This window comes from Micromonospora musae (genome assembly GCF_003626635.1).
In the GTDB taxonomy this organism is placed as follows: domain Bacteria; phylum Actinomycetota; class Actinomycetes; order Mycobacteriales; family Micromonosporaceae; genus Micromonospora; species Micromonospora musae.
Genome location: NZ_RAZT01000010.1, coordinates 154,749 through 179,008 on the forward strand (window position 1 = coordinate 154,749; position 24,260 = coordinate 179,008).

Sequence of the window (24,260 nt, forward strand, 5' to 3'; positions counted from 1 at the left end):
CCCGCACGGTGTGCACATGCGGATCGCCATCGTGACCGAGTCGTTCCCCCCGGACGTGAACGGCGTCGCCCACTCCGTCGTCCGGACGGCGGAACACCTGGTCGCCCGTGGCCACGAACCGTTGGTCATCGCGCCCGCCCCGCCCGGCGCCACGCGCCACGACACCACCGACTTCCCCTACCCGGTGGTGCGGATCCCCAGCGTGCCGATGCCGCGGTACCAGGGCTTCCGGCTGGGCGTGCCCACCACTCCCCGGCTGACCGGGGTGCTGCTGGATCACCGGCCCGACGTGGTCCACCTGGCCAGCCCGTTCGTACTCGGTGCCCGGGCCGCCACGCTGGCCGTTCGGCACGACCTGCCGACGGTGGCCGTCTACCAGACCGACGTCGCGTCGTATGCCCGCGCGTACCGGCTCAGCTGGGGGGAGACGGCCGCCTGGCGGCGACTTCGCGAGATCCACAACTCGGTCGGTCGCACCCTGGCCCCCTCCACTCGGGCCGCCGCGGACCTCATCGCGAACGGCGTGCAACGGATCTGGCTGTGGCGCCGTGGCGTGGACGCGGAGCGGTTCCAGCCTGCCAAGCGCTCCGCGGAGCTGCGCGCCCGCCTCGCCCCGAACGGTGAGCTGCTGGTCGGGTACGTCGGCCGGCTCGCCCCGGAGAAGCGGGTCGACCTGCTGGCGGCGACCGCCAAGCTCCCCGGCGTGCGGGTGGTGGTGGCCGGCGACGGCCCGGTCCGCCGGCAGCTGGTCCGGGCCCTGCCGGAGGTCGACTTCCTCGGCGTGCAGCAGGGCGAGGACCTGGCCCGGCTCTACGCCAGCCTGGACATCTTCGTGCACACCGGCCCGCACGAGACGTTCGGGCAGACCGTGCAGGAGGCGCTGGCCAGCGGGGTGCCCGTGGTGGCCCCCGCCGCCGGGGGTCCCGTGGACCTCGTGGAGTCCGGCGTCACCGGGCTGCTGGTGCCCCCCAACGACGCGGGCGCACTCGCCGCGGCGGTCGCCGTGCTCGGCGCGGACCCGGCACGCCGGGCCGCGTACGGGGAGGCCGCCCGGCGCGCAGTCCGCCGGCGGAGCTGGGCGACGGTGGGTGACGAGCTGATCGGGCACTACGAGGCGGTACGCGCCGGCTCGACGTCCGCCGCGCAGCTGCCCGCCGCCTCATGACCGCTGTGGCTGCCACCGGCCCGCTGCGGATCGTCCGGCTGGCCAATTTCGTCACCGCCCGCTCCGGCGGGCTGCGGACCGCGCTGTACCACCTCGGGGAGGGCTACCGCGCCGCCGGACACGAGCCGGTGCTCGTGGTGCCCGGCCGGCGCGACGCCGACGAGCAGCACCCCTGGGGACGGGTGATCACGCTGGCCGGCCCGCAGCTGCCGGGCACCGGAGGCTACCGGCTGCTCGTCGGGCGGCACCGGCTCACCCGGCTGCTCGCCGCGCTGGCGCCGGACCGGCTGGAGGTCTCCGACCGGTTCACGCTGCGCTGGACCGGCCGCTGGGCGCGGGCGAACGGTGTGCCGTCCGTGATGGTCTCGCACGAGTCGCTGACCGGCCTGCTCGGACAGTGGGGGGTGCCGGGCCGGCTGCGCCGCGGCGTCGCCGACCGGCTCAACCGGCGCAGCGCCGAGACGTACGACCGGATCGTCTGCACCACCCGGTGGGCGGCGGAGGAGTTCACCCGGATCGGCGTACCCAACCTGGACCTGGCCCCGCTCGGCGTGGACCTGGAGACCTTCCACCCCGACCGCTTCGACCCCGCCGTACGCGGGCGGTACGCCGAACGCGACGAGGTGCTGCTCGTGCACTGTGCCCGGTTGTCCCCGGAGAAACGGCCACAGTTGGCCGTCGACGCCGTCGCCGTGCTGCGTCGGGCGGGCGTACCGGCGGTGCTGGTGATGGCCGGGGACGGCCCGATGCGGGCCGCGCTGCGCCGCCGCGCGGCCGGACTGCCGGTGCACTTCACCGGTTTCCTGCCCGACCGGTCCGCCGTCGCCGCCCTGCTGGCCAGCGCCGACGTGGTGCTCGCTCCGGGACCGGTGGAGACCTTCGGCCTGGCCGGGCTGGAGGCGCTGGCCAGCGGCACGCCGGTGGTGGTCAACGCCGCGAGCGCGCTGCCGGAGGTCGTCGGCTCCGCCGGGCAGGCCGCGTACGGCCGACCGGAGGCCATGGCCGAGGCGGTGACCCGGCTGCTCGCCCGCCCCGACGTGCAGCGGCGTCGGGCGGCCCGGTCACGCGCCGAGGAGTACAGCTGGCCGGCGGCGGTGGCCGGCTTCCTGCGGGTGCAGGACGCCGAGCCGGTCGCCCGGTCCGTACCGGTCTGACCCTCGATCCGAGGTCTGCCCGGACGAGGCCGGGACGGGCCGACGCGGCCCCGGCCGGTGGCCCGCGCCGCAGGTGAGCGGGTCGGGGAGACCGCGGCGCGGACGGATCGGGGAACCGCATAGGGTGCAGGCATGGCGCGACCCGACGGGCGACGGCCCGACCAACTCCGACCGGTGACGCTGACCCGGGGGTGGAGCACTCATCCGGAGGGCTCCGTGCTCGTCGAGTTCGGCGCGACTCGGGTGCTCTGCACGGCGAGCGTGACCGAGGGGGTGCCCCGCTGGCGCAAGGGATCCGGCCTCGGCTGGGTCACCGCCGAGTACGCGATGCTGCCCCGGGCCACCAACACCCGATCCGACCGGGAGAGCGTGCGGGGGAAGGTCGGCGGGCGTACCCACGAGATCTCCCGGCTGATCGGCCGGAGCCTGCGCGCCAGCGTCGACCTCAAGGCGCTCGGTGAGAACTCGATCGTGCTCGACTGCGACGTGCTGCAGGCCGACGGCGGCACCCGGACGGCAGCCATCACCGGCGCCTACGTGGCGTTGTACGACGCGGTGAGCTGGCTCGCCGACCGCAAGGCGCTGGCCGGCAAGCCGGAGACGGTGATGCACCGCTCGGTGGCCGCGGTGAGCGTCGGCGTCATCGGCGGTGAGCCGCGCCTCGACCTCTGCTACGCCGAGGACGTCGCGGCCGACGTCGACATGAACGTGGTCTGCACCGGCACCGGCGACTTCGTCGAGGTGCAGGGCACCGGCGAGGCGGGGGTGTTCCCCCGCAGCCAGCTCGACGCCCTGCTCGACCTCGGCGTGGCGGGCTGCGCGGAGCTGGCCGAGATCCAGCGCAAGGCCCTCTCGTGAGCGCGAGGAGCGAGCTTGCGGCCCCCGCGGCCGCGAACAACGACCATCTCGTGAGCGCGTGCGGTGAGCTTGCGAGCCCGGTAGCCGCGAGCGAAGGCGGAGCGCTATGAACAAGGTCCTGCTGGCCACCCGTAACCAGAAGAAGCTGGTGGAGCTGCAGCGGATTCTCGACGGCGCGCTCGGCGCGCACCGGGTCGCGCTGCTCGGCCTCGACGACGTCGAGGAGTATCCGGAGCTGCCGGAGTCGGGTCTGACCTTCGGCGAGAACGCGCTGATCAAGGCGCGGGAGGGGTTCCGGCGTACCGGCCTGCCCACCGTCGCCGACGACTCGGGCCTGGCGGTCGACGCGATGGGCGGAATGCCCGGTGTCTTCAGCGCCCGCTGGTCCGGCCGGCACGGCGACGACCAGGCGAACCTCCAGCTGCTGCTCGACCAGGTCGCCGACCTGCCGGACGAGCACCGCACCGCCTCGTTCGTCTGCACCGTCGCCCTGGTGCTGCCGGGCGGCAAGGAGCACCTGGTCGACGGCCGGCAGCCCGGCCGGCTGCTGCGCGCCCCGCGGGGCGACGGCGGCTTCGGCTACGACCCGATCTTCGTGGGCGACGGGCAGACCCGGACCAACGCCGAGCTGACGCCGGAGGAGAAGGACGCGATCAGCCACCGCGGCAAGGCGCTGCGCGAGCTGGCCAAGCTGGTAGCCAAGCTCCTCCCCCCAACCACCTGACCCCGCACCCACCCCCGCCCCTGGCGGGGGCGCACTTTCACCGAAAGCGTGGCTATCCGACGAGGAATAGCCACGCTTTCCGTGAAAGAGGCCGCAGACGGGGTGGGGGGTTAGTGGAGGGGGCCCAGGTGGCGTTCGATGGCGGTGCGCAGGTCGGGGCCGCGGAGCACGTCGCGCGCGGCCTCCATGAGCGGGGCGAGGAACACGTCCGGGCCGGGCTCACCGGCCATGCCCCCGAGCGCCTCGACCGCGGCCCGACCGGCGGGCGACGGGGTGAGCGGGGCACGCAGCTGCAGGCCACGGACCGCGGCGAGCAACTCCACCGCGAGCACGCTGGTCAGGTTGTCCAGGACCGTGCGCAGCTTCTTGGCCGCCGCCCAGCCCATCGAGACGTGGTCCTCCTGCATGCCGCTGGTGGGCAGCGAGTCCACCGAGGCGGGCGCGGCGAGCCGGCGGTTCTCCGCGACGATCCCGGCCGCCGTGTACTGGGCGATCATCAGGCCGGAGTTCACCCCGGCGTCGGGGGAGAGGAACGCCGGCAGGTCCCGGGAGCGGGTGACGTCCAGCAGCCGGTCGACCCGCCGTTCGGCGATCGCCCCGACCTCGACCGCCGCGATGGCGAGGAAGTCCGCGGCGAAGCCGAGCGGCGCGCCGTGGAAGTTCCCGGTTGACTCGACCCGGCCGTCGGGCAGCACCACCGGGTTGTCCACCACCGAGATCAGCTCCCGGTCGGCCACCGTACGGGCGAAGTCCAGGGTGTCCCGGGCCGCGCCGGCCACCTGCGGCGCGCAGCGCATCGAGTAGGCGTCCTGGACCGCGTGCGCCAGGTCGTCGCGGTGCGAGTCCATCACCGCCGAGTTCTGCAGCAGCCGGTAGATGTTCGCCGCCGACGTCGTCTGGCCGGGGTGCGGACGGATGCTGTGCAGCTCGGGCAGGAACGGCCGCTCCGAACCGAGCATCGCCTCGATGGCGAGCGCGGCGGTCACGTCCGCCATGGTGAAGAGGTGGGCGGCGTCGTGCAGGGCGAGCAGCAGCATGCCCAGCATGCCGTCGGTGCCGTTGATCAGCGCCAGCCCCTCCTTGGCGGCCAGCTCGATCGGCGCCAGACCGGCCTGGCGCAGCGCGTCGGCCGCGTCGACCCGTTCGCCGGCCGGGCCGAGCACCCACCCCTCGCCGAGCAGCACCAGCGCGCAGTGCGCCAGCGGGGCGAGGTCACCGGAGGCGCCGAGCGAGCCGTGCTCCGGCACCCACGGGGTGATGTCGTGGTTGAGCAGGTCGACCAGCGCCTCGGCGACCAGCGGCCGGACCCCGGAGCGGCCCAGCGCGAGTGAGCGGACCCGCAGCAGCATCATCGCCCGGACCACCTCCCGCGGCATGGGCGCGCCCACCCCGGCGGCGTGCGAGCGGATCAACGCGTGCTGGAGCTCGGCGCGACGCTCCGGGGCGACGAAGGTGTTCGCCAGCGCCCCGAAGCCGGTGGAGACGCCGTAGACGGGTCGGCCGGCGGCCTCGATGCCGTCCACGATCGCCCGGCTGGTCGCCATCGCCTCCGTGGCGGCCGGGTCGAGCACGACCTTGGCGCCGCCGCGCGCCACGGCGAGGACGTCGGCGGGGGTGATCCCGGTGGGCTGGATGGTCACGGTCATGCCGTCGCCTCGCTTCGCTCACCGACGGCACGAGCCCCAGCCGGGCGGTGCCTGACGGTTCGTTCGAATTGCTCACTCACTGTGGTACTCCGTTGTGCAGGACCTGGCGGATCAGGGGCACACCCGGCCGGTAGGCCAGGTGCAGGTGGGAGGGGGCGTCGAGGACGATCAGGTCGGCCCGGGCACCGCGGCGCAGCACACCGACGTCGTCGCGGCGCAGCGCCCGCGCGCCACCGGCGGTCGCGGCCCAGACCGCCTCCGCCGGGGTCATCCGCATCTCGCGTACGGCGAGAGCGATGCAGAACGGCATCGACGAGGTGTACGACGAGCCGGGGTTGCAGTCGGTCGCCAGCGCCACGGTCACGCCCGCGTCGAGCAGCCGCCGCGCGTCCGGGTAGGGCGATCGGGTGGAGAACTCCGCCCCGGGCAGCAGGGTCGCGACGGTAGTGGTGTGCCGGCCGTCCGGGCACATGCAGCCGATCCGGTGCGACGCGAGCGCGTCGATGTCGGCGTCGGTCAGGTGGGTGCAGTGGTCCACGCTGGCCGCGCCCAGTTCGACACCGAGCTGCACGCCGGGGCCGGGACCGAGCTGGTTGGCGTGCACCCGTACGCCCAGCCCGACGGCCTGCCCGCAGGCGAGGATCGCGCGGGCGTGGTCCACGTCGAAGGCACCCCGCTCGCAGAACACGTCGATCCAGCGGGCGTACGGGGCGGCGGCGGCGAGCATCGGCCCGCACACCATCCCCACGTAGTCGTCGGGGCGGTCGGCGTACTCGGCCGGGACGACGTGCGCGCCGAGGAACGTGGTGTCCTCGCTGAACTCGGCGGCGATCCGCAGCGAGCGGGCCTCGTCGGCGACGGTGAGGCCGTACCCGCTCTTGATCTCGATGGTGGTGGTGCCCTGCCGCAGCGCCTCGTCGCGCAGCCGCCGCACGGTGCCGCGCAGCTCGCTGTCGGGGGCGGCGCGGGTGGCGCCGACGGTGGTGCGGATACCGCCGCCCGTGTACGGCTGGCCGGCCATCCGGGCGGCGAACTCGGCCGCCCGGTCCCCGGCGAAGACCAGGTGCGCGTGGCTGTCCACGAAGCCGGGCAGCACCGCGGCGCCGCCGGCGTCGATGCGCCGGTCGGCGGCCGGCGCGCTCCGGGCCGATCCCACCCAGGCGACCAGCCCGTCCTCGACGAGCAGGGCGGCGTTGCGGTGGATGCCCAGCGGCCCGCCCTCGCCGTTGCCGAAGGCGTTGGTGACCAGCTCCCCGATGTTGTCGACGAGCAGACTGCCGCTGTTGCGGACGGTCGGCCGCGCCGGGTCGCCCGGGCGTACCGGCCGGGTCGGCCAGAGGTCCGTGCTCACGAGGTCACCTCCGCGATGGCCGTACGCAACTCGGTGGGCACGTCGACGCTGCGGTGCCGGCCGCCGGCGACGATTGTCCGCCCGTCCACCACCACGGTGTCGACGTCGGCGGCGGTGGCCGCGAAGAACGCGCCGACCGCCGGCACGCCGGCGGTCCGGGCGCTGTCCAACCGCACGGTGACCAGGTCGGCGCGGGCCCCGACCGCGATCCGGCCGGCGTCGGTCCAGCCCAGCGCGGTGTGCCCGGCGACGGTCGCCGAGGTCAGCAGTTCGGCCGCCACGAAGTGGCCGCGCCGCTGGGTGCGCAGCCGCTCGTCCAACTCCACGGCACGCGCCTCCTCGAAGATGTCGATCACCGCGTGGCTGTCGCTGCCCAGGCTGAGCGGGATGCCGACGTCGGCCATCCGCCGAGCCGGTCCGATGCCGTCCGCCAGGTCCCGCTCGGTGGTGGGGCAGAGGCAGACGCCGACCCGGTGCTCGCCGAGCAGACCCAGGTCGGCGCGCGTCGGGTGGGTGGCGTGCACGGCGGTGGTGGCCGGGCCCAGCACCCCCCGGTCGGCGAGCAGCCCGGTCGGGGTGCGGCCGTGCACCGCCCGGCACGCGTCGTTCTCGGCCGGCTGCTCCGACAGGTGCACGTGCAGCGGGGCGTCCCGCTCGCGGGCCCACCGGGCGACCGTGTCGAGCTGCTCGGCCGGCACGGCCCGCACCGAGTGCACGGCCGCGCCGACCCGGGCGTGCCCGCCGGTCGGGGTGAACCCGGCCGCCCGCTCGCCCCACCGGGCCGCGTCGCCGTCGCCGAAGCGCAGCTGCGGCCCGGTCAGCGGCGCACCGTCCACCGACGCGGTCAGGTAGCAGGTGTCCAGCAGGCTGATCCGGATGCCGGCCTGGGCGGCCGCCTCGACCAGCGCCGCGCTCATCGCGTTCGGGTCGTCGTAGCGGCTGCCGCCCGGACCGTGGTGCAGGTAGTGGAACTCGCCCACGCAGGTGATCCCGGCCAGCGCCATCTCGGCGAACGTGGCCCGGGCCAGCGCCAGGTACGAGTCCGGATCGAGGCGGACGGTGAGCGCGTACATCTGGTCCCGCCAGGTCCAGAAGTCGCCCCGTCCGCCCTGGGTACGCCCGCGCAGCGCCCGGTGGAAGGCGTGCGAGTGCGCGTTGGCCAGCCCCGGCAGGGTCAGCCCGGGCAGCCGTACCACGTCGGTGAGGACGTCGACCCCGGCGGTCGGCACACCCGCGCGGGTCAACGGCGTGACGGTCGTGAAGCGGCCGTCCACCGCCTCGATCAGTACCTCGGGGACCGGCTCGGCGTGCTCGGGCAGCCAGGCGTACTCGGCCAGCCAGCGGGTGGCGGTCAGCACGTCAGCTCCCCCAGCACCCGGGCCAGGGCGGCCACGCCCGCGGCGCAGTCGACGTCGGTGGCGGACTCGGCGGGGGAGTGGGACACACCGGTCGGGTTGCGGACGAAGAGCATTGCCGTGGGCAGGTGCCCGGCGAGCACCCCGGCGTCGTGACCGGCCCCGGTCGGCAGCACCGGCGCGTCCAGCAGCGCGGCCAGCCGGTCGGCCAGCCCACCGTCGAAGGCGACCAGCGGCGTCGCCGACTCCTCCGTCAGCGTGACCCCGGTGCCGTCGCGTCGGGCCCGCTCGATCGCCTTGTCGTGCACCGCCTCCACCAGGCCGGTCAGGGTGTCCGGCTCGGCCGCCCGGGCGTCCAGCCACCCGGTCACCCGGGACGGGATCGCGTTGGTGGCGTTCGGCTCCACGGAGACCCGACCGACCGTGGCGTGTGCGCCCCGCAGCCGGGCCTCCTTGTTCGCGGCGAGCACCGTGAACGCGTACGTCAGCATCGGGTCGCGGCGGTCGGCCATCCGGGTCGTGCCGGCGTGGTTGCCCTCGCCGGCGAAGTCGAAGCGCCAGCGGCCGTGCGGCCAGATCGCACTGGCCACCGCCACCGCATCAGGGGTGTCGGCCAGCGCGCGGCCCTGCTCGACGTGCAGCTCCACGAAGGACCGGAACCGGCCCAGCAGCTCCGGGCGGGCGCCGGCCGGCGCGCCGCCGAGCGCCTCGGCGAAGCTCACCCCGTCGGCGTCGCGCAGCACCGCCGCGCGCTCCGCCGGCAGCGCGCCGGTGAGCAGCCGCGAGCCCAGGCACGGTACGCCGAACCGGGCGCCCTCCTCCTCGACGAACGCGCCGACGGCCAGCGGCCGGACCGGGGTGACTCCCGCGTCCCGCAGCTCGTCGACGGCGAGGAGCGCGCTCACGACGCCGAGCGGGCCGTCGTACGCCCCGCCGTGCGGCACCGAGTCGAAGTGGCTGCCGGTCAGCACGGCGTCGCCGGCCTCCGGGTCACCCCACCAGGCGAAGAGGTTGCCGTTGCCGTCCTCGGTGACCGGCATGCCACGCTGCTCGGCCTGGTCCCGGAACCAGTCGCGCAGCCGCAGCTCCGGCTCGGTCAGCGAGTACCGCAGGTAGCCGCCACTGCCGGCGTCCCGCCCGATCGGCGCGATCTCGTCCCAGAGCTTGCGGAACCGTGCCGCGAGGTCGCTCATGCGGTGCTCCTGTTGTTCGCGGCTGCGGGGCTCCGCTGCGCTGCACTCCTCGCGCTCACGCGTTGCCCTCTGCCATCGGGACGCGGACGCCGGTGCGTTCGGCTACCTCGCGGGCGGCGTCGTAGCCGGCGTCGACGTGCCGGATGACGCCCATCGCGGGGTCGTTGGTGAGCACCCGCTCGATCTTCTGGCCCGCCAGCGCGCTGCCGTCGGCCACGCACACCTGGCCGGCGTGGATCGAGCGACCCATACCCACGCCGCCGCCGTGGTGGATGGAGACCCAGGAGGCGCCGCTGGCCGTGTTGACCAGGGCGTTCAGCAGCGGCCAGTCGGCGATCGCGTCGGAGCCGTCGGCCATCGCCTCGGTCTCCCGGTACGGGCTCGCCACGCTGCCGGCGTCCAGGTGATCCCGGCCGATCACCACCGGGGCGGAGAGCTCACCCGAGGCGACCATCTCGTTGAACCGCACGCCCGCCTTGTCCCGCTCGCCGTAGCCGAGCCAGCAGATCCGTGCCGGCAGGCCCTGGAACGCGACCCGCTCGCCGGCCATCCGGATCCACCGGGCGAGGGACTCGTTCTCCGGGAACAGGTCGAGGATGGCCCGGTCGGTCGCGGCGATGTCCGCCGGGTCGCCGGAGAGGGCGGCCCACCGGAACGGGCCCTTGCCCTCGCAGAACAACGGCCGGATGTACGCCGGCACGAAGCCGGGGAAGTCGAAGGCCCGCTCGTAGCCGGCGAGCTGCGCCTCGCCCCGGATCGAGTTGCCGTAGTCGAAGACCTCCGCGCCGGCGTCGAGGAAGCCGACCATCGCCGCCACGTGCCGGGCCATCGACGCCCGCGCCCGGTCGGTGAACTCGGCCGGCTTCGCCGCCGCGTAGTCCCGCGCGTCGGCCAGCTCCACCCCGACCGGCAGGTACGACAGCGGGTCGTGCGCGCTGGTCTGGTCGGTGACGATGTCGATCTCGACGCCCCGGACCAGCAACTCGGGGAAGACGACGGCGGCGTTGCCCACCACGCCGATGCTCAGCGCACGACGGTCGCGCTTCGCGGCGAGCGCCCGCTCGACGGCGTCGTCCAGCGAGTCGGCGATCTCGTCCAGGTAGCGGTCGTGCGCCCGGCGCTCCAGCCGGGACCGGTCCACGTCCACGATCAGGCAGACGCCGTCGTTCATGGTGACCGCGAGGGGCTGCGCCCCGCCCATCCCGCCGCAGCCGGCGGTGAGCGTCAACGTGCCGGCGAGCGTGCCGCCGAACCGCTTGGCGGCGACCGCCGCGAACGTCTCGTACGTGCCCTGCAGGATGCCCTGGGTGCCGATGTAGATCCACGAGCCGGCGGTCATCTGCCCGTACATGGTGAGACCGAGCTGCTCCAGCCGACGGAACTCCGGCCAGGTCGCCCAGTCCCCGACGAGGTTGGAGTTGGCGAGCAGCACCCGCGGGGCCCACTCGTGGGTACGCAGCACACCGACCGGGCGCCCGGACTGCACCAGCATCGTCTCGTCGTCGCGCAGGTCGGTGAGGGTACGCACCAACGCGTGGTACGACGGCCAGTCCCGGGCGGCCTTGCCGGTGCCGCCGTAGACCACCAGGTCCTCGGGGCGCTCGGCGACCTCCGGGTCCAGGTTGTTCATCAGCATCCGCAGCGCGGCCTCCTGCGGCCAGCCGCGGGCGGTGCGCTCGGTGCCACGGGCGGCGCGGACGGGGTGGGACATCTCGGATCCCCTCTCAGTCGAGGAACAGCTGTCGGCGGGCGGCGGACGACTCGAACGCCTCCAGCCGACGCTGGGTGTCGGCGGGCGCGGCGTCGCAGATGGCCTGGAGCAGCACCATGGCCAGGGCCATCGGCGCGGTGTGCAGGTCGAAGACGAGGTCGGCGCCGACGGCGGCGGGCAGCAGCACGTCGGCGTGTTCGGTGGCCGGGCTGACCGGCGAGTCGGTGATCGCCACGACGGTGAGCCCCGCGGCGCGGGCCTCGCGGAGCGCGTCCAGCGTCTCCCGCGGGTAGCGGGGGAGCACGAAGGCGAGCAGGGCGCCCGCCCCGGCCGCGGCGGCCTGCTCCAGGCGGTCGGTGAGCAGGCTGCCGCCGTCGTCGAGCACCCGCACGTCCGGGTGCACCTTCGCGGCGAAGTACGCGAAGTACGCGGCCAGCGGCGCGGCGGCACGCAGGCCCAGGACCGGCAGCGGCCGGCTGGCGGCGAGCAGCTTCCCGGTGTCGGCGATCCGGTCGCGGTCGGCGAGTTCGCCGGCGAGCCGGTCCAGGTTGCCGATCTCGGCGCGTACGGCCTGTTGGAGTTCGTTGCCGCCGTCGGCCCGTCCGTCCGAGGCGCCGGCGGTCAGTTCACGGAGTCGGCGACGGAGCGCGGGGTAGCCGTCGTGGCCGAGCGCCACGGCGAACCGGGTGACCGAGGGTTGGCTCACCCCGGCCAGCTCGGCCACCTCGGCGGCGGAGAGGTAGGCCGTGGACGGAGCGTGCTGCACCAGGCAGTGCGCGATCCGGCGTTGGGTGGGGGTGAGCCGGACGCCGTGGAACAGGTCGAGCACGCGTTGCGTGGGCCCGGCGACGGCTCCTTCATTCACGCCGTGACTCTATGCATGAAAACTTTCAGAGGGCAACCCCGCCGCCCACCGGACGAGCTGTCGGTCGGCCGACCGGCGGGCGACCGGCCGGGCGCGCGCTCGGTAGGATCCCAGGGCGGTCGAGCAGAGGAGTGCACATGCAGTCGGTAGGCCCGTACCGGTTCACCCACATGTTGGGCATCTGCCCGGTGGGTAAGGCCTGGGCTGCAATTGACGGGCAGGGACGGTTCGTCACGGTGGCCGTACTCGACGCCGCCGCCGCGAACACACCGGGTTGGCGGGAGAGCTTCGCAGGCATCGCGAACAGCATGTCGCAGATGCCGGACGGCCTGACCTTCTCGTACGCCGACTTCGCCGCGGCCGAGCCGTGGGTGGCCTACCCGGCGGAGGTCGGCCCCGGCGCGGAGAAGCTGTTCCAGGCCCTGGGCCAGGAGTGCCAGCCGGTACCCACCGAGGAGGACGGGAAGCCGTCGCCGGTCTCCGGGGTGCCGCAGCAGGTCTCCGGTTCACCGGTGTCGGGCACCCCGCAGCAGGTCTCCGGCCCGCCGGTCTCCGGCGCCCCGCAGCCGACCTCCGGCGCGGGCGCGCCCTGGGCCATGCAGACCACCGCACTGCCCACCGTGCCGTCCGTCGAAGGCTGGGCACACCCGCCGGTGGCGCAACCCGCGCCGGCCGTCCCCCCGATCTCCACCCCGTCGGATCCGTTCGACACCTCCGGCGAGACCCGGATCGCCCCGGTCTCGCGGCCGCCCCGCAACCGGACCTGGCTCTGGATCGGCGCCGTCGTCCTGGCCGCGGTCCTGGCCGGCGGGGCCGGGCTCCTCGGCGGCGGGGCGCTCGGCGGCGAGACGCCGAACGACCCGTCGACCAGCGCCTCCCCGCCGCTCTACGAGGCGACCCAGCTCTCCCTGAACAAGGCCAAGTTCGACGCGGAACTCGCCCCGATCGCGGAGCCCTGGCTGCCCGAGCTCGGCGGATGCGCGCTCGACACGGAGGTCGGCGGCCCCGAGCTGCCAGCCGGCGAGAAGCGGCACGTCTTCTGCCGCTACCTCAGCCTGTCGGTGCACTTCGCCCTCTACGAGTCGCTGGACAAGAAGAACGCGGCGCGCACCCACCGCCAGCAGATGGGCGTCGTCAACCGTGCGCTCGCACCGGGGCTGCGTGAGGCGGCGAAGGCCACCGGCGGAGCCAGCGGGGCACCCGGCAGCTACGTCGAGTACGCGGGGAACGGGCACGACGGCCGCCCCGTCTGCGGTGTCTGGTGGGACCGCGACGACAGCGCGACCGCCGTCTACTTCGAGACTCCGTGCGCGGCCGGCATCGCCGGCAACTGGGACGCCCTGCGCGACGTGTGGAAGCGGACCAGCTGACCTCTCCGGTCGGCCGCCCCGCGCGACCGAACGCGGGTGGACGGTTTCCGCTCCACCCGCGTTCGACGCCCCAACCTTCACGTCGACCGCTAGCGGACGCCGCCGCCCCTCGGCGGCGGCACCAGGCAGACGTCGTCGCCCACGGCCGCGGTGCCGGTCAGGTCGAACCGCACCACCCGAGCGCCGCGGAACGTCCGCTCGGTGACGGCCGCCCCACCACTGCCCAGCCGTACGATGAGGTCCCGATTCTGCGGTTCGTCCCAGTCGGTCGCCTGGAACAGCCACACCCGTGACCGCCCGGCCAGCAGCGTCGACACGGGCTGCCCCGCACAGCCGGCGGGCTCGGCCGGGACCACGTAGCCGTCCGGCGGCGGGCCGTAGTAGGCCTGCGCGTTCCACGACACCGGAGTCGCGAGGACCAGGTCCCCGGGGCGAAGTTCGGCGCTCAGGTGACGCAGCGCGGACCGGTAGTCGGCCACATTGGCGCCGCCACCCTGATGGAACGCCCGCGCCGGGTTCGCCGTGACGACCACGTCCATCGCCAGCTGCGGTACCGCCACCGCGACGACCAGGGCCGCTCCCGCACCCCAGCCGACCCAGCCGAGGACCGGTTGCCGAGCCCGCGGCGACGCGACCGCGAAGCCGGCCAGCATCAACCACGACGGCACGGCGTAGAGCGCCAGCCGCCCGTTGAAGGGGTAGATCGACAGGGCGGCGCCGCCGAGACCGACCGCCAACGGGGCGAGCAGGATGAAGACGGCGAGCGGATTCAACCGGCGCCAGCACAGCACCGCGCCGACGACGACCAACGGAACGGCGACCCAGACCGACCAGACCACGAAGGGCACCGTGGCCAGGGTCCGGTAGGTCGCGCCGATCCAGTCCACGGTGGCGGGCACGTCGCTCAGCGGATGCGCCGGGTAGATCGACTTGCCCTGCCAGTAGGCCTTCAACTGCGGATCGCTCAAGCCGGGCCCGAGCAGGCGGACATAGACCCACACGGCGACGACGATCCAGGCCGGCGCGGGCGCGACGAAGCGCACCAGCTCCCGCAGCCGCTCTTCCCGGTCACGGCCCGGGCGGGCCAGCGCGTGAACGACGAGCAGCGCCGTGAGGGCGGCGACGACCGGGATGGCCAGCGTGCTCAGCACCAGCACGGCCAGCGACGTCGCCCAGAACACCACGCCGCCGCGCCAGGTCAGCTCGCGGCGGCTGAGCAGGAGGGCGATCCCGACGAGCAGCGTCACGCAGAAGGCGTCCGCGCTGTACTGCTTCAGTTCGTTCGAGTAGCCGACGAGGAAGGGCGCGATCGCGACGAGCAGCAGCGCGGCGAGCGCCGAGGGCGGTGGCATGAGCCGACGCCCGAAATACCCGACCAGTGGCAGCAACGCCAGCCCGAAGAGCAGCGGTACGAGCCGCAGCGAATGCTCGGAGGCGCCGAAGAGCTGGAGCGAGAGGCGCTCCAACCACAACCAGCCCGGCGGTGCCGTCTGACTGAACGCCAACGGCTCCAGCAGGTCGAGGTAGCCCCGGTCCCGGAGGTTGTGCACGACGTACAGCTCGTCGCCCCAGAAGCTGCGCGCGAACCACCACTGGCGCACCCGCAGCAGCACGCCGAGCGCGATGATCAGGGCGGCGAACGGCCAGTACGGCAACGGGGCCGGGCGGCTGCGCCGGACCGACCAGACCCTGCCGGACTTCGGCGGGGCACCGGCCGGCGAGGGCAGGATCGGCGGGAATGCGTCCGACGTGGATGCCACGGTGGTGGAAAGAGCCCAAGGCGGGCGCGTCTCGGACACGGCGCGACGCTACCAAAGAGCCGTCGACGTCAACGGCCCGCGCATCGCCCGCCCGACCCGGGCACCGCAGTGGCCCCAGGCCCTGCTTCACAAGACCGTGCCCGGCTCGCTCGGGCGAGCCTCATGACACAGGCCTCAGTCGACAGTCGGCCGCACCGGCGCGGGCGCCGGCTCGCCTCGCCGGGGGGCCGGGACGGGCGACACCGGCGAACCGATCAGGCGGGCCGCCTCCCGGTGGCGTCGGGAGGCCGGCGGCAGCCCCGTCAGGAACTCGGGGAACATGCCGAAGAAGGTCCGGGCGCTGCGCAACTCCAGCGTGTGAGCCCGCGACCAGCGGAACGAGTTCGTGGCCCGAGCCCAGTGGTGGGTCCAGCGGACGTCACCGATCAGCGCGACGGGGAGGCCCTTGCGCCAGGCGCGCAGCCCGAGCTCGTGGTCCTCGTAGTAGAGGAAGAAGCGTTCGTTCCAGCCGCCCAGGTCGAGAAAGTCCGCGGTCCGCGCCGCCACGGCCGCCCCCATCACCCAGGCCACCCAGAGCGCCTCACCGGAGGCGGCCGTCAGCCGGTACGAGGCGTGCATCCGGGCCAGCGGCCAGACCTTGCGGTTGCCCACCTTCGCCGTGGCGTAGGGAAAGCCGCGTCCGTTGGGCTGCGCGACGCCGTCCGAGGAGAGCAGCTGCGGCGCGGCCAGCCCGCCGTGCTGGTCGAGGTGGCGCGCCAGCACGTCGAAGCCGTCCGGACCGATCTCGAGGTCCGGGTTGGCGAAGAGGACGTACTCGCCCGCCGCCTGGCGCACCCCGACGTTGTTGGCCCGGGAGAACCCGACGTTCTCCGGCAGCCGGACGACCCGGGCGCCCAGCTCCTCGGCGACCGCCACCGAGTCGTCGGAGGACGCGTTGTCCACGACGATCCACTCGTACGGCTTCGCCTCGTCGCGCCAGCAGCGGCGCAGCGTCTCCGCCGAGTTGTAGGTGACGGTTACGACGCTCCAACGATGTCCTGCCATCACGCTCTCCGAACTGTGAGGTAGCCGTACAGGGATGCGAAGCCGAACCGGCGGCCCTTCCACTGCCGGCGAGCGGCCGGCCCGTCGAGCAGTCCACGCCCGACGCCGCGGAGGAAGGGCCGCAGCAGGCCCTGGCGGGCCCGGCGGGCGGCCAGCGCGAGGTGCGCCACCGCGAGTACGGGGATCGCCACGAGCATCAGCGGCCAGGTGAAGGTGCGGGCCGCGACGAGGAGCCGATTGCGGGCCAGCAGGAACGCGCGGAATCCCTGAAGCTTGTTGTCGCCCTCGACGCTGTGACCGCCGGCGTGCGGGAGCACGAGGTCCAGTGCCCGGGTGCGCGACCCACTGGCGTAGAGGCGGAGGGCGAGGTCGGCGTCCTCGCCCCAGGCGAAGAGGTGCTCGTAGAACCCGCCGAACCGGTGGAACAGCTCGGTGGGGAAGACGGCCGCGCCGCCCGACGGACCGAGTGCCGCTCGCGTGGCTGACGCGGGCCGGTCGATGAAGAGCGAGATGGGGTTGAGGCTGATGCCCACGTACTCGCCGCCGTGCATGGCCAGGCCGACCGCGATCGGCGTCTCGGGGTCCGCCGCGATGGCGGCGTGGATCCGGTCCAGGGCGTCGTCGGGCAGCCAGACGTCGGGATTCAGCAGCAGCACGTGGCTCGTGGTCGCGGCCGCGACCGCCCGGTTGCAGCCGGCCGCGAAGCCGGGATTCGACGAGTCGGGCAGGTACTCGTACCGCGCCTCGTCGAAGTGCTCCGCGATGACCTTCTCGCAGCCGTCCTGGGGCCAGTTGTCGGCGAAGACGAACCGCACCGGCAACTCCCCGGCGCTGCGGGCCCAGGTCGGTAGGGTCTGCGCCAACATCTCGCCGGAGCGGTAGAGGACGGTGACGATCGTGAGGCCCGTGAAGGGCGTCGTGTTCATGTCGCGGGTCTCCCCAGCCGGTGCAGGATCCAGAGCCCGGGCACCAGGCTCAGCCAGGTCGGATAGATGAGCGGGTAGAGCTCGTAGATGCCGAACAGGGCGAAGTACACGATGAAGCCCCGCCCCAGCTGCTCCGCAGGTGCCCTCGAGAACTCGAACCAGCGCTCGCTCGCCCCGACCGCCAGCCCCAACGCGGCGAAGAAGAACAGCGCGCCGACCGGGCCGTAGTCGAGCAGAGGGATGGCCGCGAAGGTCGCGGTGTTCATGAAGTACGGCTGGCTGAGCTGAGACGTCACGCCGTAGAGGTCGACCTCGCCGACCAGCGGCTGGACGCGGGCACCCAGGAAGGTCAGCGAATAGGCGCCGTACGCCGGGTCGAGGTGCTCCCGCTGCGACCAGAGCCGGCCGAACGTCTCGGTCGACGAGCTGAGTGACAGGTCGAGCGAGCCGGCGCTGCTGGCCAGGGCGTTGTTGCCGTACCGGGAGCGGAACTCGGTCTCGAAGGTGCCGGTGCCCGCGAGCGTACGTTGCCCGCCGAGATAGACGGCGGCCCCGAGCGCCACGGCGCCGATGAGCAGGACGACCGTCGTCTTCGGGACGGACTTCGCCGGGAGGAACCGGGCCGGCAGCAACCTGCGCGGCAGCAGCTTGCGGGGCAGCAGCCTCGCCATCCGCAGCGGTGGACGACGCACCGAGAGCGCGGTGATGAGCGCGGGAGCCACCCCGACGAGCACCGAGTTCTTGCTCGCGCCGAGGGCCGCGCCGACCGTGAAGACGCCGGCGAGAGCGTAGAAGACGAGCGAACCCCGTAGCGTCCCGGAGAGGGCGCGCAGCAACGAGATGGCCATGCCGAGCGTCCAGGCCTCGGAGAGCAACCCGATGACGATGTTGGACTGCTGCCGCAGCACCTGCCGCGCGGCGTCCGGGTTCTCGGCGAGCAGCGGCGGAAGCACCCCGCGGTACCGCACCGCCGCGGTCACGGCGGCGATGCCGAGCAGCACGAAGAGGTAGGTCAGCAGTCGCCGGTCGGACGGCCAGGACAGCTGCGGCCGACGCGTCGCGACGACGCGGAACGACGACCCGGTCACCCGTCGGCCGACGGACCATGCGACGAGGAAGACCGTCACGTACCCGGCGAGCACGGGCAGCACCGCGGTGCCGGCCCAGGAGTCGTACGGGCCGGGCAGGGCCCACACGGCCAGGAAGGCCGCGCTCCAGGCCGCCGCGCAGGCGGCCAGCGCCCACATCCGGCACCGGGCGGCCAGCAGCGCGCCGACCGCCAGCCCGAACGTGATCGCGACCCCGACGTTCTGCGTGGCGAGCAGGAGTAGCGCCCCGACGACGACGGGGATGCCGACGGACCAGAGCCGCCGCTCAGCGCCGGTCATCGGCGACCGTGCGGTAGAGCTGGAGCCAGTTCTCTACGCAGCGGGCGAAGGAGTACTCGGTCGCATACTCCCGCGCCAGCTCGCGACGCTGCTCCCGGTAGGCGGAGCGCTGCGTCGCCGCCCGAATGGCCGTCACCATCGCCGCCGCGTTCATCTCCGCCTGGTACGCGAGAACGCCGGTGGCCCGCCGGGTGATCTCCGCGAGCCCGCCGACTCCGGAGTGCACGACCGGCACCCCGAGGGACATCGCCTCCAGGGCGCTGCGTCCGAAGGACTCCACCCGGGACGGCACGAGCAGGCAGTCGACCTTCTGCAGGAAGGCCGCCGCGTCCACCCGCCCGACGAGCTCGACGTTCGGAGCCGACGCCACCGGAACGGTACCGGCGCCCGCGATCAGGAACTCGACCTCGGGCAGCGCGGCGGCGATCTCCGGCAGCAGGTCGGCGCCCTTCTCCTTCTCGATCCGGCCGAGGAAGCCGACCCGGACCGGCTCGTCCGGCCCGAGGGTGGGCGAGTCGTCGACGCTCGGCCACACCGCCGGCAGCGGGTTGTTGATGACGTGCACGTCGCGGACGTGTCCGCGTACCCTCAGCTCCTCGGCCTCGAAGGCGGAGACCGCGACGGTGGCGTGGGGCCGGAGCCGACGCGAGATCAGGTCGGTGCTGATGTTCGCCTGGACGGCGGCCTTCGCCCGCAGCGACTCCGCCGCGTCACGGTACTGCCAGAGGCTGTTGTGCAGGGCCACGACCACCGGCGTCCGGCGCGCCTGCACACCCAACCCCGCGCGGACGTGCATCGCCGCGGACAGCAGGTGAGCGCTCACCACGTCCGGGCGCAGCTCGTCGACGAGCCGCCGGATCCCCCGCGCGTAACCCAGATCGATCCGCCGCGTCGCACCGAGCGGAAGCCAGCGGATCCCGGACGCGCGCAGCGACTCGGCCACCTCGTCGTCGGGGGTCGCGGCGACGACCTCCACACCCTGGGCGGTCAGCGCCGGAAGCATCTCGATGAGGAAACGCTCGGCGCCGCCGAGCTGCCGCCGCCCCGACCCCCCGGTCGTGCAGACGAACAGAACCCTCATCGTGCGGTCATTCCCTCGATGGCGCCCTTGGCCACCGCGCGCCGGGCTGAGCCGCCACCGACCGCCGCCCGCAGGAGCACCCCGACCGTGTACGCGGAGCAGGCGATGCCGCCGCGCCAGCCGGCCAGTTCGCGGCTGGCCCGGATGAACTCCCGGGTCTGCCGGCGGGAGATCTCCTCCACCGCCCACTTGCGCTTGGCGCTCGCGTCGTCCTCGTGCGTCACCACGGCCTCCGGCACGTACGCCAGCCGCAGCCCCAGCCCCCGGACCGCCCAGCAGAGGCGCAGGTCCTCGGAGTAGAAGAAGGACGACTCGTCGACACCACCGATCTCGTCGAGGGTCTGCCGGCGGATGGCGACGAAGGGGCCAGAGAGCCAGTCCCCGTGCTCCGGGGTGGAGACGATCCGCAGCCGCGGGAAGAGCACGCTCAACCCGGTGGCGTGCCCGAGACCGGCGCCGACCGTCAGGAAGCGACCCGCGGCCGTCTGGTCCTTCCCGGTCGCGTCCAGCACCCTCGGGAAGGCGGCGCCCACCTTCGGGTCGTCGAGCCGCGCCATCAACTCCTCGATGGCGCCGGGCCGGACCACGATGTCGTTGTTCGACAGGATCACCCGCGAGCGGGTGCTGTGCCGCACGCCCAGGTTCATCCCCTTGGCGTAGCCCAGGTTCGTCTCCGACCGGACGTACTTGGCGCCGGTCTCGTCGCACATCGCGCGAAGCGCCGCGCCGATCTCGGCGGCGCTGCCGTTGTCCACGACGACGACCTCCGCACCCTCCGGCAGCGACCGCACGCAGCCGTTGGTCCGATCGAAATCTTCCCAGGTCAACACGATGATTGAGACGTCCACCGCTAAGCCATCCGATTGAGGAGAAGGTGCGAAGACCGGTGCAGGCTCTGCCGGGTCCGGAACGCGTACACCCCGTACGCGACGGACGAGGCCAGGGCGGCGCCGAACGCGCCGAGCCACGGAATGAGGAGAAAGTACAGGACGCCCGAGACGGACATCGTCACGAGGGCGACCCCGGTGGTGGCCCGCTCGCCACTTCGCTTGAGGAGGGCGGCGCTCCAGGTCTTACCGGCCGAGAGAGCCAGCGTTCCCGGCAGCAGCAGGAGGCCGAAGAGCCACGCGTGGCGGTAGTCGGGGGCCAGCAGGCCCAGGGCGGCGAGCCCGATCACGGCCAGGGACGCCACCGGCAGCGCCGACTTCACGACCTGTCTGCTCTGGTCCTGGATCGCGTCGGGATCCCGCTCGGCGAGAATCCGCTGTGACCTGACCACCGCCCCCGACTGGGCGAACTCCAGGGCGGCCACGGCGAGGGCGTAGACGCCGAGCGGACCCGCACCGGCGAACCGGGCCACCAGGATCTGACTCAGCCGGTACGTCAGCATCTGGGCGCAGACCCCGACGTGCAGCTGCCCGACGGCGACGGCGTCCGCGCGGTAGTCGGCGCGCCCGGCGGTCGCCGCGGGGATCGGGCGGAACCGCCGCGCCCAGACCAGGACGGCCATGGCGAGGACCGCCGCGGCGACGAGCTGCACGCCGAGCCAGAGGACGCTCCACAGACCGCCGTCGACCTCGCCGCGCAGGAAGAGGATCGCGTAGCCGGCCACCAGGACGGCGCCGCCGGCGGCGCGCATCGAGTACACGAACCAGAACCGCTTGAGCCGCAGACCCAGCGAGGCCGCCGTGTTGAAGACGGTGAGGCCGCAGGCCGCGCCGATGCCCACGGCGTAGCTGCCGATCCCGGCGAACGCGGTGAGCAGCGCCGCCACCGCAGCGGTGAGCACCAGCGACAGCCCGACGATCAGGAAGATCCAGCTCCGACCCCGGGAGAAGATCCAGCCGGCCGGGCGGGACAGCAGGAACGTGTCGAGGGAGAGGCCACCGAGCGCCGCGCCCATCGTGGCGCTCACCATGTTCGCGGCCAGTTCGCCGCGCTCCGTCGCGGGCAGCGTCACCGAGACGAGCGCGGCGAGGCCGGTGAGGCCCAGCGCGGCGATGTAGAGACGTTCGGGTGAGACGAAGCGCCGGAGCAGCCCTAGCACCCGCTGTCCCGGGCGGCCGTCGCGTCCAGGCCCGACCACGATCGAGCAGCGTCGACCAACGACACGCCTTCCACTCGTCTCCCCCGAAGATGCGGTAGATGTGCGGTACGACGAGTCCCCGTCGCTGGCACTTTCTACCCGAACCATGATCTGCCCCGCAATCGCCCGTAAGGCCGAGTGCGGTCGCCGTCGGTCGCGGCCGGGACCGCCCTGGCCCGGTCGGGCGCGTCGGCGCGAAAGGTAGTCTGGCGCTGTTCGAGGGCCGACCCGACCTGGAGCCGTATGTACCTCGCCCGCAACTTCGGCGCACATTGGATCACCATCGTCCTGCTGGCGCTGCTGGGTGGGGTCGGGACGGGCCTCCTGGCCGCACGTCAACCCCCCGGCTACCGATCCGAGGTGCAGCTGCTGGTCACGTTCGTGGCCGAAGGCGCCCAAGAGGGCCACAGCTCCCCACCGCCGGACGCCGGGAAGCTCATGCAGCGCCGCGTGAAGAGCTACGCCAGCATGATGAACACCTCCCGGCTGACCGTCCCGGTGATCGAATCGCTCCGCCTGCCGGACACCCCGGCGCAGCTGGCCGACGACATCGTGGCGTCCTCCTCGCTGGACAGCCTGGCGGTCGACGTCGCCGTCACGTACCGCGACGCCGAGACCGCCGCGCAGATCGCCGACGCGCTCGCCGTCGAACTGCAGCGGATCGCGGACCGGGACCTGCCGCCCGCCGGCCTCACCACCAAGGCGCAGGCCACCGTGATCAAGGCGCCCGCCGTCCCGGAACGCCCCGAGCCGGTGTCCTGGCCGCTGCACGCGGCCGCCGGAGCGCTGGGCGGGCTCTGTATCGGAGTGGGCGTGGCCCTCGCCCGCGCCTACCGGCGGGAGGGCACACCGATCGGCGCCGACGTGAGAACGGTCCGCGAGGCCACCCGCCAACGCTGGCACACGCTGCGCCAACGCTCCGGTGACGCCGCCACCCAGCCCGCCGTCGCCGGCCCGTCCGACTGAGCACCGCCGGCCGTTGAGGCCGGTCACCGGCCGGGGGCCGCCTCGGCGCCCCGGCCCGATGCGCAGAGCCCCGTGCCGGTGCCGCCCGTCAGGCCGTGCCGGCGCCCGAGGCCAGGCCGGCGGTGAACGCCCGGCAGGTCTCGTAATCCGGCAGCAGCCCCGACTCGCGGGCCTGCGCCAACGTCGGCGCGACCGAGTCACGGGCCGACAGCAGCGGCGTCTCGACCGGCCAGTCGATCGCCAACTGCGGATCGAGGGGGTGTACGGCGTGCTCGGCGGTCGGGTTGTAGGTGGTCGAGCAGACGTAGCTCAGGGTGGCGTCGTCGGTCAGCGCGCAGAAGCCGTGACCGAGCCCCTCGCCGAGGTACACCGCCCTGCGGTCGACGTCGTCGAGACGGACGGCCTCCCATCGGCCGAAGCTCGGCGAACCCAGCCGGAGGTCCACCACCACGTCGACGACGGCCCCGCGCACACAGCTGACGTACTTCGCCTGGCCGGGCGGGACGTCGGCGAAGTGGATGCCCCGGACCACCCCCCGCGCCGAGACCGAGAGGTTGCCCTGGGCCAGCCGGAGCGGATGACCCACGGCGGCGGCGAGCCGGTCGAAGCGGTACCACTCCATGAAGAGCCCACGGGGATCGCCGTGCTGCTGCGGAGTGATCTCCCAGGCGCCCTCGATGCTCAACTCCCGAATCTTCACCGGGTCACCGCGCCGCCGTACGCCGCATCCAGCAGGCCGAGCAGGTAGTCGCCGTACCCGCTCTTGGTCAACGGCCCGGCCAACGTCCGGAGCTGCTCGTCGTCGATCAGGCCGGCCCGCCAGGCGACCTCCTCGATGCAACCGATCTTCATGCCCTGCCGCTCCTCGATCACCCGCACGAACTCGGCGGCCTGCATCATGGCGGCGAACGTGCCGGTGTCCAGCCAGGCGGTGCCCCGGTCCAGCACGGTCACCGACAGCTCACCCGCCCTGAGGTACGCCTCGTTCACCGCGGTGATCTCCAGCTCGCCCCGTTCGCTCGGGGTGAGCCGACGGGCGATCTCCACCACCCGGTTGTCGTAGAAGTAGAGCCCCGGCACCGCGTAGCGCGACTTCGGCTTCTCCGGCTTCTCCTCGATCGAGAGCACCCGGCCGTCGGCGTCGAAGTCGACCACCCCGTACGCCGCCGGGTCGGCCACCGGGTAGGCGAAGACGCGCCCGCCGACCGGGTCACCGTCGACGGCGAGCTGTCGTCCCAGGCCGACGCCGTAGAAGATGTTGTCGCCCAGGATCAGCGCCACCGACTCGTCGCCGATGAACTCCGCGCCCAGGACGAACGCCTGCGCGATGCCCTCCGGGCGGGGCTGCGTGAGGTACTCGAGCCGCAGCCCCCACTGGCTTCCGTCGCCGAGCAGCCGCTGGAACTGACCCTGATCCTCCGGCGTGGTGATCACCAGAATCTCCCGCACCCCGGACATGACGAGAGTGGAGAGCGGGTAGTAGATCATCGGCTTGTCGAAGACCGGCATCAGCTGCTTGGACACCGCCCGGGTGATCGGCCAGAGCCGGGAGCCGGTGCCACCGGCGAGAAGGATTCCGCGCACACCGGGGAGGCTACCGGTACCGACTCCGGCCCG

21 protein-coding genes are annotated in these 24,260 nt (G+C 73.6%); 6 read left to right on the forward strand and 15 right to left on the reverse strand.

The window, feature by feature from the left end:
* Positions 1-16 precede the first annotated feature (16 nt).
* The 4 genes from D7044_RS20725 (at position 17) to rdgB (ending at position 3,901) form a co-directional block, all read left to right on the forward strand.
* On the forward strand, positions 17-1,165 hold the full coding sequence (locus D7044_RS20725) for a glycosyltransferase family 4 protein (protein ID WP_120689958.1): 1,149 nt from the start codon (positions 17-19) through the stop codon (positions 1,163-1,165).
* On the forward strand, positions 1,162-2,319 hold the full coding sequence (locus tag D7044_RS20730; protein ID WP_120689959.1) for a glycosyltransferase: 1,158 nt from the start codon (positions 1,162-1,164) through the stop codon (positions 2,317-2,319). The genes D7044_RS20725 and D7044_RS20730 overlap by 4 nt, the downstream gene beginning before the upstream one ends.
* A 132-nt stretch (positions 2,320-2,451) precedes the next feature.
* Complete coding sequence (rph, locus tag D7044_RS20735; RefSeq protein ID WP_120677596.1) at positions 2,452-3,177, forward strand: ribonuclease PH; 726 nt, start codon at positions 2,452-2,454, stop codon at positions 3,175-3,177.
* 106 nt (positions 3,178-3,283) lie between these two features.
* The gene (gene rdgB / locus D7044_RS20740; protein ID WP_120689960.1) at positions 3,284-3,901 is read left to right on the forward strand and encodes an RdgB/HAM1 family non-canonical purine NTP pyrophosphatase; all 618 of its coding nucleotides are present in this window, start codon (positions 3,284-3,286) and stop codon (positions 3,899-3,901) included.
* A 110-nt stretch (positions 3,902-4,011) separates the two neighbouring features.
* Here rdgB and hutH read toward each other — a convergent pair whose 3' ends face one another.
* The 6 genes from hutH to D7044_RS20770 all read right to left on the reverse strand — a co-directional run bounded on the left by hutH (position 4,012) and on the right by D7044_RS20770 (position 12,022).
* Entirely contained in the window at positions 4,012-5,547 is a 1,536-nt protein-coding gene (gene hutH, locus D7044_RS20745; RefSeq protein ID WP_120677592.1) for a histidine ammonia-lyase, read from the reverse strand.
* A 76-nt stretch (positions 5,548-5,623) separates the two neighbouring features.
* Positions 5,624-6,820 (reverse strand): imidazolonepropionase, encoded by a 1,197-nt coding sequence (hutI, locus tag D7044_RS20750; protein ID WP_120677863.1) that lies wholly within the window; start codon positions 6,818-6,820, stop codon positions 5,624-5,626.
* A 74-nt stretch (positions 6,821-6,894) separates the two neighbouring features.
* Positions 6,895-8,253, reverse strand: coding sequence for a formimidoylglutamate deiminase (locus D7044_RS20755; protein WP_120677861.1), 1,359 nt, complete (start codon positions 8,251-8,253; stop codon positions 6,895-6,897).
* Positions 8,250-9,446, reverse strand: a complete 1,197-nt coding sequence (locus D7044_RS20760; RefSeq protein ID WP_120689961.1) for an allantoate amidohydrolase — start codon at positions 9,444-9,446, stop codon at positions 8,250-8,252. The genes D7044_RS20755 and D7044_RS20760 overlap by 4 nt, the downstream gene beginning before the upstream one ends.
* Positions 9,447-9,501: 55 nt before the next feature.
* Complete coding sequence (hutU, locus tag D7044_RS20765; RefSeq protein WP_120689962.1) at positions 9,502-11,157, reverse strand: urocanate hydratase; 1,656 nt, start codon at positions 11,155-11,157, stop codon at positions 9,502-9,504.
* Positions 11,158-11,170: 13 nt separating this feature from the next.
* Complete coding sequence (locus D7044_RS20770; RefSeq protein WP_120677587.1) at positions 11,171-12,022, reverse strand: MurR/RpiR family transcriptional regulator; 852 nt, start codon at positions 12,020-12,022, stop codon at positions 11,171-11,173.
* A 137-nt stretch (positions 12,023-12,159) separates the two neighbouring features.
* Between D7044_RS20770 and D7044_RS20775 the strand changes: the two genes are divergently transcribed.
* Positions 12,160-13,392 carry a hypothetical protein gene (locus D7044_RS20775; protein WP_120689963.1) on the forward strand — a complete coding sequence of 411 codons (1,233 nt, stop codon included), beginning with the start codon at positions 12,160-12,162 and terminating at the stop codon, positions 13,390-13,392.
* A gap of 89 nt (positions 13,393-13,481) precedes the next feature.
* On the opposite strand, the gene D7044_RS20780 is transcribed toward D7044_RS20775, so the two are convergent.
* The 7 genes from D7044_RS20780 to D7044_RS20810 all read right to left on the reverse strand — a co-directional run bounded on the left by D7044_RS20780 (position 13,482) and on the right by D7044_RS20810 (position 21,638).
* Positions 13,482-15,191 carry a glycosyltransferase family 39 protein gene (locus D7044_RS20780; protein ID WP_233565070.1) on the reverse strand — a complete coding sequence of 570 codons (1,710 nt, stop codon included), beginning with the start codon at positions 15,189-15,191 and terminating at the stop codon, positions 13,482-13,484.
* 135 nt (positions 15,192-15,326) lie between these two features.
* On the reverse strand, positions 15,327-16,196 hold the full coding sequence (locus D7044_RS20785; protein ID WP_120689964.1) for a glycosyltransferase family 2 protein: 870 nt from the start codon (positions 16,194-16,196) through the stop codon (positions 15,327-15,329).
* Positions 16,196-17,122 (reverse strand): glycosyltransferase family 2 protein, encoded by a 927-nt coding sequence (locus tag D7044_RS20790; protein WP_120689965.1) that lies wholly within the window; start codon positions 17,120-17,122, stop codon positions 16,196-16,198. Before D7044_RS20790 ends, D7044_RS20785 begins: the two co-directional genes overlap by 1 nt.
* A complete protein-coding gene (locus tag D7044_RS20795; protein ID WP_120689966.1) occupies positions 17,119-18,510 on the reverse strand; it encodes a hypothetical protein in 1,392 nt (463 codons plus the stop codon). The genes D7044_RS20790 and D7044_RS20795 overlap by 4 nt, the downstream gene beginning before the upstream one ends.
* Positions 18,497-19,591 carry a glycosyltransferase family 4 protein gene (locus D7044_RS20800; protein WP_120677577.1) on the reverse strand — a complete coding sequence of 365 codons (1,095 nt, stop codon included), beginning with the start codon at positions 19,589-19,591 and terminating at the stop codon, positions 18,497-18,499. The genes D7044_RS20795 and D7044_RS20800 overlap by 14 nt, the downstream gene beginning before the upstream one ends.
* On the reverse strand, positions 19,588-20,439 hold the full coding sequence (locus tag D7044_RS20805; RefSeq protein ID WP_120677575.1) for a glycosyltransferase: 852 nt from the start codon (positions 20,437-20,439) through the stop codon (positions 19,588-19,590). The genes D7044_RS20800 and D7044_RS20805 overlap by 4 nt, the downstream gene beginning before the upstream one ends.
* A 2-nt stretch (positions 20,440-20,441) precedes the next feature.
* The gene (locus tag D7044_RS20810) at positions 20,442-21,638 is read right to left on the reverse strand and encodes a polysaccharide biosynthesis protein (protein ID WP_233563130.1); all 1,197 of its coding nucleotides are present in this window, start codon (positions 21,636-21,638) and stop codon (positions 20,442-20,444) included.
* Positions 21,639-21,920: 282 nt separating this feature from the next.
* Between D7044_RS20810 and D7044_RS20815 the strand changes: the two genes are divergently transcribed.
* A complete protein-coding gene (locus D7044_RS20815) occupies positions 21,921-22,643 on the forward strand; it encodes a YveK family protein (protein ID WP_120689967.1) in 723 nt (240 codons plus the stop codon).
* An 88-nt stretch (positions 22,644-22,731) separates the two neighbouring features.
* Here the strand turns inward: D7044_RS20815 and rfbC are convergent, their stop codons facing one another.
* A complete protein-coding gene (rfbC, locus tag D7044_RS20820) occupies positions 22,732-23,343 on the reverse strand; it encodes a dTDP-4-dehydrorhamnose 3,5-epimerase (RefSeq protein WP_120677569.1) in 612 nt (203 codons plus the stop codon).
* A complete protein-coding gene (rfbA, locus tag D7044_RS20825) occupies positions 23,340-24,227 on the reverse strand; it encodes a glucose-1-phosphate thymidylyltransferase RfbA (protein WP_120689968.1) in 888 nt (295 codons plus the stop codon). Before rfbA ends, rfbC begins: the two co-directional genes overlap by 4 nt.
* Between the last annotated feature and the right edge of the window lie 33 nt (positions 24,228-24,260).